A 12,283-nucleotide genomic window follows, 5' to 3' on the forward strand; every position below is an offset into this window, starting at 1 on the left:
ATTAGAGCGAAACACTCCGGAAGAAACAATAAAGAGAATCAATTTCAGCAGGTTTGGGACTAACATCTAGTTTCTGAAAAAGGACGGAAAAAAAATTTTGTATTCTGTGAGAGAAAAAACGGATTTTGAAAATGCACGGAAGATTGTAGAAAAACTTTTGCTTTAGAGAAATAAACACTGGCTAAATTCAAAAAAACAAAAAATAAAAAAGGTGTTGGGTGTTTACAAAGTAAATTTTGTACTTGAATCGCCATCGAACTGCCTTGGCTCGTCATCTCCGCCTGGGTTGTACTGTCCATCTGCATAGGTGAAGCAGTCCTCCATGTTCGTGTAGCCCTTGCTCATAAGTCCAGATACGAGGAACCAGTATGTCCAGGCACCATGGCTATAGTTTGGCTCGTCGTAGCCATAGCCGTTTGGCCCACAGGTTGTGGTCATGTAAATCTTGTTGGCATTTGATAGTGCACTTATCTCTGGGATTATGCCACCACTTCTGCAGTTATCCACGAAGATAAATACCTTGCACCTTGCATTCTTCACCATGTCCGCAAGTTCTGTATCATAGAGATACCCATCGTTACCGTTTTCGCCGGCACCGCAGTCCCAGGCACAGATGAAGTGACTTGTACTGCTTGACTTATCTCCGTGCCCACTTGAAATTATCGCAAGAATATCGTCCTCATCTGCCTGCGAGATGAAGTAGTTTATTGCATTCTTGATGTTTGTCTCACTTGCAACGCCATCATACTTCTTGTAGGAGTTTGTCTTATCACCGAGCAGGAGAATGTTGCTGCTAGAGTATCCCTTTCCTGTGAGATAATCATACCAGGAATTTGCGTCTTCATCACAGTAGCTCAGATCTGAGATTGCCTTGTAATCTGAGATTCCGAAAATTACTGCATATCTTGTTGTGCCTGTGCCACCACCGCCACCACCAGAGGTGAACTCTACCTTATCGAGCCAGCCGCAATCACTGCCACTGCTCACACTTCCATCTTTGGAATACTTCCATTGAACTGTATGGGTGCCTGTTGCAATTGTAAAGGATTTCTGCTCCCAGCCCTTCTCACCACTGATCTTCACCTGCTCAGTGCCATCTATGTAGAAAATCAGGAAATCGTAATTTGATTCAGAACTTACCTTCCAGTAGAAGGTCAAGGTTCCAGGTCCAGTAATAGATGTCTGCACATAGGATACCTGGTTATGGCTTATTACACCACTCTGGGCCGCATCTCCACCATTGTAGTAGGTTGAGGTCTGTCCAAACCAGTTCGCATTACCTCCCGTGGTCCAGCTCAGTTGTGTGTTATCCACTGCCTCTCCAATGCTCACAGTTGTGCCTCCACCACTTCCTGTGTATGTAACCTTGTCAAGCCAGCCACAATCACTGCCCTTGCTCACACTTGCATCTTTTGTATAATTCCAGGTCAATGTATGTGTGCCAGATGTAATGGAGTAGCTTTTCTGCTCCCACACCTTTGTTGTGCCACTTATTCTCGCCTTTTCTACACCATCTATATAGAATCTTAAGAAATCATAATTTAATTCGGAACTCACATTCCAATAGAATGTAAGTGTGCCCGGGCCTGTCACAGTCACAGTGAGTTTTGACTGCTGACTGTGAGAAATCACACCGCTCTTTGCGCAGGAGCCACCATAATATGCTCCTGTAGTTGTAATTACCCACTGAGCATTTCCACTGCTCGACCAACCTGTTACCGTTGTATCAAGCGCGGTTTGATACTCAGTAGCTGTGGCCTTTATAAAAGCCCTGTTCACAATCGCTGGCTGTGCATTCACACCAATAGAGCCAAAAGCTGTGAAGCACATCATCACTGCTATCCCCACCACAAGCCCTACACCCAACATTTTCATGTTGTTCATTTTTTTCACCTCAGATTTATTTCTGTATGAACGATTTACTTCTTTATTTTTAAATATTACGGTGTAATGACCATGCACCAGAAGGGTATTTTAGGAAACTACAGTTAATAGTGAACAGTTAAAAAAAACGATAGCCAGAATTAATAGATGTAAAAAAACCACGAGAAACTTTAGTTACAGCATCCCCTGCAACTTCTTCGCAGACTCACTGAGCACGGGGAGCAGGGTATCCGCAGCATCGGCAGCAACCCTTGTCACCAAAAGTGCCTTCGGCCCCGCACTGAATATCAGAACCTTTGTGTCCTTCAGGTTTATCGCTAGATAGTGTAGCGTCTCTTTTAACTCTGAAGTCGCAGTTTCAGCGGCACCCAACAGAATTGCTGACATGGCCACGAAGGTCTCGAGGTGTGCCCCTGGTGGAGGAGAACCAGCAATATGCATTCCACTTCTGGAGACCACCAAGGCGTCCTTTACATGCTCCCTGGCTTTGAGGTCGTTAAGCACACTTTCTACCATCGGTATGTTTGGCATATCTTACACGCTCATAACCCTAATTACTAGGTTATTCATAAGGTTTATGGTGGTAAAGGTTATCCCTTATTTGATGCATAAGGAAAGGTATCTGACATCTGAAAATGCTGAGGAAAAAGTCAATTTCTGGCTTTCATCACTTGCTGGAGCTAGAGGAAGAAGGAAAGTAATTTTCGGACAACATAGCGGAAGGTCTGCAGCGCTTCTGGTGATAGACATGCAAAGGTATTTCACACACGCAGATTCCCATGCATTTGTTCCCTCTGTAGATGTAGCCCTCCAGAATATTAACAGGTTGGTGGAGTGCTTTAACACAGAACTTGTGGTTTACACCAGACACATTGATGCAGAAAACTCCATTATGCTGAAATGGTGGGAAAGCGGACTATTTAAAGACAATCCACTTTCGGAAATTGATGCAAGGATAAAACTTAGAGGCAAGGTAGTTTCAAAGCATACATACTCTGCTTTTTACAAGACAAAACTCGAAACTTTGCTTAAAAAGAACCACATTGAAAGAGTGTATATCACTGGCTTGCTAACGAATCTCTGCTGCGAAACCACGGCAAGGGATGCCTTTGTGCATGGCTACGAGGTTTTTTTAATTGCTGATGCTACCGCTACATATAACGAGCAACTTCACTTTGCCACTCTGCTCAACCTCAGCCATGGTTTTGCCAGAGTTGTAAGCACAAAGGAAGTCCTTGGAGGAAAGTAAGATGGTGAATGCTAACTATGATGTGGTCGTGATTGGCCTTGGGCCTGCTGGCGTGATTGCAAGTATTCATCTGAAAAGAGAGGGTTTCTCTGTTGCTGGCGTGGAAGCAGAAAAGGTGGGCGGTGCACTGAACGATGCAAGCATAATAGAAAATCTGCCTGTGTGTGGGGGCGCAGTCGCAGCACCAGAAATTATAAAATCTTTAGAAGAGAGCATAGAAAACCATGGAATAGAGATTGTAAAAGAGAGGGTAATTAAAATCCAGAAGAGAAAGTCAGAATTCGTCGTTGTTGGAAAGGAAAGAGTTTTGAGAGCAAAATGTGTTATCATCGCATGTGGGCTGGTGCCGAAAAAATATCCGGGGCTTAAAGATGAGAAAAATGTGTTTTACAGGGCAAGGGATGTTGGAGAGGCGGCTGGTTCTACACTCACCATAATCGGTGGTAGCGATGCTGCATTTGATGCTGCACAGAGATTTGCTGGCAATGCGGAAAAAGTCCACATTATCGCAAGAGGTAAACTGAAAGCAGTTGCTCCGCTGGTCAAAAGGGCACGGGAAAATCCTAAGATCCAAATCTTTGAAGGTGTAAAAATAAGGCAAATTTTAACAGAGAAAAGAGTGGAAATCCAACTTCAGAACGGGCAGATAATTGAAAGCGACAAGCTTCTTGTTTGCATAGGGAAGGAAAGGGAGCTATCCATCTTTCCGCAGAAACTCAAAAGAAAACTTGAGGGAAAAAAATTAATCTCGCATGAGTTATGCCGTGGCATGTATGCTGCAGGCGACTTTCTCAATCCGAATGCAAGATATCTCTCAACTGCATTGGGCAGTGGGATGCAAGCAGCAGTGCTCGCTGCAAAGTTTTTGAGAGGTGAATGAAATGGAAGTTCTAGCAAGGAAGGGCAAAGAGGAGAATGCATGGATTTACCTTGCAAGATTTAGAAATTCCCCAAACCATCTTGTAGAATTTGTGGATTCAGTAGAACCAGGTATTCCTAGAGAGAAAAAATGGTGCATCAATATTTCCACCCAGTTCGGTTGTCCGGTAAATTGCAGGTTGTGTGATGCTGGGGGTAGTTTTCAAGGAAATTTAACGAAAGAAGAGTTACTTGCCCAAGTGAAGCATGTTTTGAATACAAGGAATTTTATGAAAACTGAGAAACTGAAGGTACACTATGCAAGGATGGGCGAGCCATTACTGAATCCTTATGTAATCGAGTCCCTTCTCGAACTTTCAGAAGTTTGTAAACCAAATATGCCGATGGCCTGCATTGCTACAACAGCACCCACTGCGAGTTATCAGAATCTGGTGAGAATTGCTGAAATCAAGGATGAATATTACAGAAATGGAAAATTTCAGCTTCAGTTCTCTGTTAATTCCACTGATGAGAAGGTGAGGGACTACCTTATGCCCATAAAGAAAATGAAACTTGAGGAACTTGCAGCATTCGGTGAGCGCTATTGGGACAAGACAGACAGAAAAATCAATCTTAACTTTGCACTTGCAAAAAATGTGCCTGTTGAGCCTGAGGTCATTGCAAAACTCTTTAACCCTGATAAATTTCTTATAAAAATTACGCCGGTGAATCCAACAAAAACCGCAGAGAGGAACGGACTCAAATCAATGATTGAATTTGAGGGTGTGCCTAGAATTGAACTCTCGGAAAAATTCAGAGAGTATGGATTTGATGTGATTGTGAGCATAGGAGCAAAAGAGGAAATTGAGATTGGGAGTAATTGTGGCCAGTTTGTGAAAATGTGGAATGGGGCAAACTGCTGAAGAGTTTTTGGCCTCTATAAAAAAAATTATAACCCATGAAGGCATATGGGAATTGGGATAAAAATGCGACAGGAAGTCAAAGTGATAAGAGACCCTGAAACAATAGAGGTTGCACTTGAAGAGACCCGCAGGAAAATTCTATCGCTGCTCTCTGTGAATAACATGACTGTGTCCCAGCTTGTGGACATTCTTGAGAAAGACCAATCCACAATTTATAGGCACATAGAGAAATTATTGTCTGCGGGGCTTATTTATGTGGCTGGTGAGCGAAAAAAGAGCCATATCCCTGAAAAAGTTTATGCAAGAACTGCTAGCGTTTTCCTCCTCTCACCCGACCTTGAGGAAAAGAAGGAAAGTCATGTTCATCTTGAATTCAGAAAGCACCAAGCAGAAAATCTGGCCAAAATCTTCTATGGGATGGGAATTATGAAGAGATTGGACGGGGAGGCAGGGGAGAGACTTCTCCGTTTTATCGAGCGAAGCGAGATTCAGATTGCCCAGTTATTAGAAAAAATCCCCCCCGATATTTCGCTTTCACCCCAAGGAGCATGGCGTCTGAAGACCATTCTAATCCTTTACGCAATCATGCATGATAGAAATTTTCATGAGGAAACGATGAAGTTTTTTGAGGAGAATTTTGTTTAGAGTTTTGAAAGCACTTTCCAGATTCTTTGCCTTGCCTCATTCAGCACTGCGTTGTTATCATACCCCTCAACTTCCAGATTTTCTCCATTCTTCAACATCTCCAGCATTTTCGGGATAGCCCTCACCACATTGTCAACTATGGTCACATCAGCACTTCTTGCCGTTCTAGAAAGCGGATTGAGGTCAAGCGCAATTACAAACTTTCCCATCTTTTTCAATGCCTCAACTCTGTCTCCATCTTCCAGTGGAACAAACACAACATCTGCGGCATACATTCCTTCCCTAGAACAGAGAGCCCTCGCATGCTCCAACCCTGGAATGCTTGCATCTGGATTAACACCATAAATTTCAACCGCTCCTGCCTCCCTCAATTTCTCAGCAATTTTCTGCACCCTTGCCTCCGTGCGATAGAAAAGATTGATTTCCAGCTTGGAATTTGTAGCTTTAGCCAGTTCCACAACTTCCTTGGGACAAAGCGCACATACATTCCCGTTAACCGATATTACAGAATTTTTCGCCCTCTTCATCCTGTGAAGGGCATACTTCATGGCGAGGATTGCAAATGGCTGGGTGCTCTCACCAATAAGATAGTCGAATGCTTCACCTCTCCCATGGGCAAGCAACCCAGCATCGGCAACCACTCCCTCCTTCCAGCCCTCTATTATCTTCTCTCTTAGGAGGAGCGAGACATACCTTGGATGGCTCTTTGGGATTTGCATGGGAAATGGAAGGATGGAGAGATATATTAAGGCTACCATCAAGGCGACGCTTCCAGCTCCCCTATCAATTTCTTCCCATGTTTCTCAAAATATTTTTTCACGATTGCAAAGTTTCTTCTATTACCCAGCTGAAGCAAAGCCCTCTGGACTGCTCTCTCCTCTCCCTTTGGCACATACACTTTCTTGCCTGTGTAAGGGTCAAAGCCAGTATAGTAAATGCAGGTTGAAAGTGTGCCTGGCGTGGGCGTGAACTCCTGCACCTGCTCTATGAAAAAGCCAAGTTTCTTTATGAATTTAGCAAGGGACAACATGTGCTTTAACTCACAGCCAGGATGAGAGGCCATAAAGTACGGAACAATGTATAGTCTTTTTCCAATTTTAGTTGTTATTCCTTCAAACACCTTGAGAAAGTCCTCAAATTTTTTTCCATCTGGCTTCCGCATCACATCCGTGACTTCCTTTTCTATATGCTCAGGTGCAATTTTTAGCTGTCCACTGATGTGGTATCTGCAGAGTTCCTCAATGTATTGCCTATCTTCAAGGGCAAGGTCAAATCTGATGCCCGACTGAACGAAAACATGCTTTACAGCAGGAAGATTCCGAAGCTTCTTTAATAGTTGAATCTGAGGTCCGTGGCGGGTATCAAGATTCTGGCAAATTGTGGGATACAAACACGAACGCTGACAAGAGATAGCTTTCTCTCCATTCCTGCACTTCATCCCATACATGTTTGCAGATGGCCCTCCTACATCCACTATTGTGCCACGGAATTCCCTGTGGGAAGCAAGTGCACGTGCTTCTGCAATTATTGATGCTTCGCTTCTGGATACCACCAGCTTTCCCTGATGAAAGGCAATAGCACAGAAAGCACAATTGCCAAAACAACCTCTATGGCTCACTATTGAGAATTTTGCGGTTTTTTCTGCTGGAATCTGATGTTTTCCATAACATGGATGCTTGTTTCTGGTGAATGGCAAAGAATACACCCAGTCCAGTTCTTCCTGACTCAAAGGACGCATTGGTGGATTTTGCACAACCCATGTTTTGCTCTGTTGCTGGGCTAATTTTTTTGCACTAGGATAATTGTTTTTCATTATTGTCACGAATGCCTCTGCATATCTCTGCTTTGAATTTGCCACTTCCTCAAAAGAGGGAAGCTCTAGTGCATCCGCAGGTTTTTCCATAGTTTTGCGTACAGTGCCTGGAACCTCTGTAATCGTGTCAACTTTATTGCCACTTTCAAACTGCATGGCAATCTCCACCGCCTGCAATTCACCCATACCATACACGAGCAGGTCTGTATGTGCATCTGCAAGCACGCTCTGTCTAACACAGTCATCCCAGTAGTCATAGTGCGCAAATCTCCGCAAACTTGCTTCTATGCCTCCAAGCACAATTGGCACATTCTTCCAGACCTTCCTTATTGCATGAGCATAAACAATTGTAGCTCTGTCTGGCCTCTTACCAGCCACTCCATTAGGGGAATAATCATCCACCTGCCGCTTCCGCCTTGACGGCGAGTAATTGCTCACCATGCTGTCGGTGCAGCCCGCAGTAACCCCAAAAAACAGGCGGGGCTTTCCCAGCTTTTCGAAATCTTCTATGTTCCGCCAGTCGGGTTGTGGAATTATGCCCACCTTATAACCATGGGCAACAAGCACCCTTCCTATGATTGCAACACCAAAACTCGGCTGGTCAACATAGGCATCACCAGTAACAAGAATAACATCAAGTTCCTCAGAACCGTAACACTTTCTAGCTTCCTCAGAAGAAACAGGAAGATACTTAGGTTGCGGTAGCTTTCTGGAGTTTATCAGCTCTGCGAGTATAGTCGTCAGCCTCCGCCTTCCACCGCTTGCTCTCCTCTATAAGCATTGCACTTTTCTGCTTGAAGTTTGCTGCCTTTTCAGTGTATTTTGCCGCCTTTTCCTCTATGCTCTTTACCTTTGCATGAATTTTTGCAATTTTTTCCTTTTCCTTTGTAATCTTTAATCGGAGCTTACTTGTTTTAATCGGGTCTGCAGTGCCGAGCTGCGCCTCATACTCAGATATTTTTGCCTCATGTTTTCTGGTCTTCTCACTCACCTTCTTTGCCTTCTCCCTAAGAATGACGGATTTTGTCATGCACTTTGTGGCTTTAGTTTCGTATTTTGTTGCTTTCTTGTAGAGTTTGCCTGCCTTTTTCTCACATTTTGCTGCGAGCGTTCTGAGCTTGATTATATCTGTATATTCCTGCTGAAAAACCCGTTTTTCTCTGGCTTCTGCAATTTCGTCCTTTTCTGCCATGACTATCACATGCATGGATATGAAAGAAAAATATAAATATTCCCATGCCTATATGTATAGTGGCAGGCAAATAGAAACCAAGTGCATCCCATCCCTTCTGGCTCTGCCTGCCAACCTTTTCTTATATGGGGGGTTCCATGGGTATTGCTTTTATGGATTCTTTCTTATTTTCCTCTCATCTATATATTTCCATATCAGAAGAATACCTATTATTCCCAACACTCCCGAGAGGAAAAACGGCAGGCCTTTCGCAAAGAAGGGAATCACATAAAACCAGTATGTGGTATTTTCCATAAAATCATAGAGCAAACCGCCCAAAATTGGCCCAGCAATCGCACCTATGTTGTTAAAACTCTGCATTGTTCCGACCAGTTTACCTCGCAGCTCTTTGGGAATAATATCTGCTTGCAAGCTTCGCATCGGAGCGTCTGCACACTGGATACCTATGCTTCGCACAGTCATCACAGAAGCCATTGCCAGAGGTGAAGGTGCAGTGGGCATCAGAAGATTCGTGACGGAGCGCAATAGGCCAGTACCAACAATTATCTTCTTTCTCCCGCGTTTATCTGCAAGCATCGCAGCAGGATAGGCAAAGGCAATCCCTCCGCCCATTCCCACCGTGAGAATTATTGAAATTACAAAGGCAGAAAGTCCGAAAACATCGTTCGCATAAAGCACAAAGACCGCACTGCCAAGCCCCATGCACAACCCAACAAGGAATGAGTTAATGTAAAGCACATTCAGCATTTTTCTGTTTTCTTCTGGGACCACTACATCGTTCCCATTTCCGTTCTTATTATTCTGCGGGTGCAACACATCCTTGGTTCCGAAAGCCACTAGCCCTACGCAGACAAAGGAGAAAATCGCGGTAAAATAGAACGGAATTTTATAGCTCTCAAACAGGTCCATCTGATAGAGAGAAACCCCAATCTGTGAAAGCGTGCCTCCTAGAACTGGACCTCCAATCCAACCAATGTTTGAGGAGATTATGAAGATGCTTATTGCTCTTGCTCTCTTCTCTGGCTTTACCGAGTCAATGATCAACGCCTCACTTACAGGCCAGACAGCACCAGATGCTATGCCCTGAATTGCACGGATGACTGCAAGTCCAATCCATGTGTCTGGAATCACATAAAGAATGGAGAGAAAGCCGTAGAGGAAAGTGCCGAAAAGAATAATTCTTTTCCTTCCCATCATGTCAGAGAGCTTGCCTGCATAAGGCCCAACTAAAGCACGGGTGAGCATGAACGAGGATGTGAGAATTCCAACGCCAAGTCCATCAGCACCGAGATGCTTGGCATACAATGGCAATATCGGAAGGAAAAGCCCAAAAGCCAAGCTAATGACTCCTCCAACCACTGCAAGAATGTAGAGATTTCTTTTGCCTATTCTTTCAAGCTCTTGCTTTGCAGACATTTGCATTGTTATGCAAATGTTGGAAGTATATAAGGCAATTGATTGGGGAAATTTTACCTTCTATTTTCCAGAGCATTCACCTCAAAAACATTCTATCCAAGTCCTTCCTTGTGTATCTCAGCACAGTTGGCCTTCCATGTGGACAGTTGTCAGGTAGTGCACATCGATACAGCCGTTTAAGAATTTCATACATTTTCTCAAAGCTCAGTGGTTCTCCTGCTTTAACAGAGGACTTGCAGGCAATGGTTTTGAGCACTGCCTCTATTCGCTCCTCTGCATCCTTGAATTTTCCCTCACTCAAATCAGAGAGAATTTCCCTGATGCTTTCCTTCGATGCAATTGCTGGGCCTACTGCAGGCACACTTCTCACAGTAAATGTTCTTGTCCCGAAATCCTCTATCTCAAATCCAAGCGTGGTAAGCAATTCACGAAATTCCAGCAATGTCTTTGCTTCCTTGGGTGAGAGTTCCACCACAATTGGCGTTAGGAGATTTTGCTTCATAACCTTCTCAAAATTTCGCAGCTTCTCATAGGCAATCCTTTCACATGCAGCATGCTGGTCAATTACAACAAGTTCCTCGTCAATCTCTGCCACAATGTAGGAATTGAGCACCTGTCCCAGCACCCGGATTTTTTTCTTTGGCTCTTCAGTAAATGGCTCCGCATGGTGTTGGGCAGCATACTCCACAATCGCCTCTTTCGCAACGAGCGGTTTCTCTGGGTTCTTTTCTAAAGTAGGTAGCTTCGATTCCTCACTTATCCCATGTAGTTCCCGCATCACTTCGTGGTATTCTTTCTCTCTTAGGAGTGCGGATTTTACCGCAGCAACCATTGTTTCAACCACTGCTTTTTCATTGAGAAATCGTACCTCTGTTTTTGCAGGATGCACATTCACATCTACTTCGCCATAAGGCACCTGAATAAAAATCAGAGCAACTGGATACTTGCCCTTCATCAAATGCTCGGCATAGGCGTCTCGCACTGCGTTTACAAGGATTTTTGAGTAAAACCAACGCTTGTTTACATAGAGATAAATGTAGTCGGATGAGGATTTCTGCACTTCTGGCTTTGAAATAAAGCCACTAACTTCTACAGAGTCCTTCTTGAAACGAATGGGCATCAATGCCCTTGCATTCTGAAGCCCGATTACAGGCACAAGCCCAGCCCGCTCATCATTCTCTGGCTTCTTGTTAAGCACTGGTCCTTTCTCTGTGGAAAAATGAATGGCAATCTCTGGATAGGCAATTGCATAACGGACAATCACATCCATAATTTTGAGAAGCTCAACTCTATCGCTCTTCAGATGCTTCAACCTTGCTGGCACATTGTAAAAAAGGTCCGTAACAATTATTGTTGTGCCTCTGTTCATTCCAACCATTCTCTCGCTTTTGATTTGCAAATTCTCAATCTGGAGTTCTATTCCCGTATCAGAAAATTCATCTCTCGTAAGAATTGTCAATTTAGAAACTGCAGCAATGCTTGCAAGTGCCTCGCCTCTGAATCCCAGTGTTCTTATCCCAAAAAGGTCATCTGAAGATACAATCTTGCTCGTGGTATGCCTTTGCCAGGCAATCCTGGCGTCCTCTGCACTCATTCCGCATCCATTGTCCATTACCTTTATCTTTTTCTTTCCACCTGCCTCAATCTCAACCCGAATTTCTGTGGCTCCTGCATCTATTGCATTTTCAATGAGCTCCTTAACCACAGAAGCGGGATTTTCCACAACTTCCCCTGCTGCAATTTTTCCGATGAGGTCCTCGTCCAATACCCTGATTTTCTGCACGGACAAAGAATGAACTCAAAGTATTAAATGGTTCGCTTTCGTGGTATCAAAAGCCACACTGATACCATAACCAAACATTCAATTAATTCCAAATCTGAACAAAAATGCAAAACAAATAGGGCTGTGCAGACATAGTTACGGACTATTATCTCCGAACGATACTGTCTAAAATTCAAAAATTGATGCCAGTATGCAAACCACTTGCTGCATTTTTCTTATAAATTTTCAAACGGGTCTTTCAAAATTCCACCGATGCACTGAAAGTAACGCCTTTCGACACCAGCGCCAAGATTGATTGCCCCAAAGAACATCTTGGAAGAACTGTTTATCTGGTGATAATTTGACAGAACTACATGATAGATACTATCGGATGCTCAAAACCTTAGATACCTGTGTTGATAGAGCACTTGAACTCAAACCATATTCCAACACGCTCTCAGGTTTTCACTACGATCTACCACTTCTCAAATCGGCTATGACCAATACATATGTAGAAACTGTAAGTTCTTTAGCAGATTCC

The 12,283-nt window shown here is 43.7% G+C and carries 13 protein-coding genes; 6 read left to right on the top strand and 7 right to left on the bottom strand.

Annotated elements, in window-relative coordinates; all coding sequences use genetic code 11:
* Positions 1-222: 222 nt before the first annotated feature.
* Together QXD64_05455 and QXD64_05460 are read right to left on the bottom strand one after the other, a co-directional pair.
* Entirely contained in the window at positions 223-1,884 is a 1,662-nt protein-coding gene (locus tag QXD64_05455; protein ID MEM3396760.1) for a hypothetical protein, read from the bottom strand.
* Positions 1,885-2,058: 174 nt separating this feature from the next.
* Positions 2,059-2,415, bottom strand: a complete 357-nt coding sequence (locus QXD64_05460) for a roadblock/LC7 domain-containing protein (GenBank protein ID MEM3396761.1) — start codon at positions 2,413-2,415, stop codon at positions 2,059-2,061.
* Positions 2,416-2,488: 73 nt separating this feature from the next.
* On the opposite strand from QXD64_05460, the gene QXD64_05465 reads away from it, so the two are divergent.
* From QXD64_05465 to QXD64_05480, 4 genes are all read left to right on the top strand, one after another.
* On the top strand, positions 2,489-3,133 hold the full coding sequence (locus QXD64_05465) for an isochorismatase family protein (protein MEM3396762.1): 645 nt from the start codon (positions 2,489-2,491) through the stop codon (positions 3,131-3,133).
* Between the two features lies 1 nt (position 3,134).
* Positions 3,135-4,013, top strand: coding sequence for an NAD(P)/FAD-dependent oxidoreductase (locus QXD64_05470; protein MEM3396763.1), 879 nt, complete (start codon positions 3,135-3,137; stop codon positions 4,011-4,013).
* Between the two features lies 1 nt (position 4,014).
* A complete protein-coding gene (locus QXD64_05475) occupies positions 4,015-4,914 on the top strand; it encodes a radical SAM protein (protein MEM3396764.1) in 900 nt (299 codons plus the stop codon).
* A 63-nt stretch (positions 4,915-4,977) separates the two neighbouring features.
* Positions 4,978-5,559, top strand: a complete 582-nt coding sequence (locus QXD64_05480) for a transcriptional regulator (protein MEM3396765.1) — start codon at positions 4,978-4,980, stop codon at positions 5,557-5,559.
* Here the strand turns inward: QXD64_05480 and QXD64_05485 are convergent.
* The 5 genes from QXD64_05485 to mutL form a co-directional block, all read right to left on the bottom strand.
* Positions 5,556-6,278: a 4-phosphopantoate--beta-alanine ligase gene (locus tag QXD64_05485; protein ID MEM3396766.1), complete on the bottom strand. Its 723-nt coding sequence runs from the start codon at positions 6,276-6,278 to the stop codon at positions 5,556-5,558. The two genes, QXD64_05480 and QXD64_05485, sit on opposite strands and share 4 nt — an antisense overlap.
* Before the next feature lie 38 nt (positions 6,279-6,316).
* Positions 6,317-8,116, bottom strand: a complete 1,800-nt coding sequence (locus tag QXD64_05490; GenBank protein ID MEM3396767.1) for a YgiQ family radical SAM protein — start codon at positions 8,114-8,116, stop codon at positions 6,317-6,319.
* The gene (locus QXD64_05495) at positions 8,064-8,579 is read right to left on the bottom strand and encodes a hypothetical protein (protein MEM3396768.1); all 516 of its coding nucleotides are present in this window, start codon (positions 8,577-8,579) and stop codon (positions 8,064-8,066) included. Before QXD64_05495 ends, QXD64_05490 begins: the two co-directional genes overlap by 53 nt.
* Positions 8,580-8,714: 135 nt before the next feature.
* Positions 8,715-9,980 carry an MFS transporter gene (locus tag QXD64_05500; protein ID MEM3396769.1) on the bottom strand — a complete coding sequence of 422 codons (1,266 nt, stop codon included), beginning with the start codon at positions 9,978-9,980 and terminating at the stop codon, positions 8,715-8,717.
* A 76-nt stretch (positions 9,981-10,056) separates the two neighbouring features.
* The gene (mutL, locus tag QXD64_05505) at positions 10,057-11,763 is read right to left on the bottom strand and encodes a DNA mismatch repair endonuclease MutL (protein ID MEM3396770.1); all 1,707 of its coding nucleotides are present in this window, start codon (positions 11,761-11,763) and stop codon (positions 10,057-10,059) included.
* A 290-nt stretch (positions 11,764-12,053) separates the two neighbouring features.
* On the opposite strand from mutL, the gene QXD64_05510 reads away from it, so the two are divergent.
* Positions 12,054-12,107, top strand: coding sequence for a DUF2080 family transposase-associated protein (locus QXD64_05510; GenBank protein MEM3396771.1), 54 nt, complete (start codon positions 12,054-12,056; stop codon positions 12,105-12,107).
* A partial coding sequence (locus QXD64_05515) for a hypothetical protein (protein MEM3396772.1) occupies positions 12,104-12,283 on the top strand: 180 nt, incomplete at its 3' end. The genes QXD64_05510 and QXD64_05515, both read left to right, overlap by 4 nt.

This window comes from Thermoplasmata archaeon (genome assembly GCA_038874435.1).
Taxonomy (GTDB): domain Archaea; phylum Thermoplasmatota; class Thermoplasmata; order Lutacidiplasmatales; family SKW197; genus SKW197.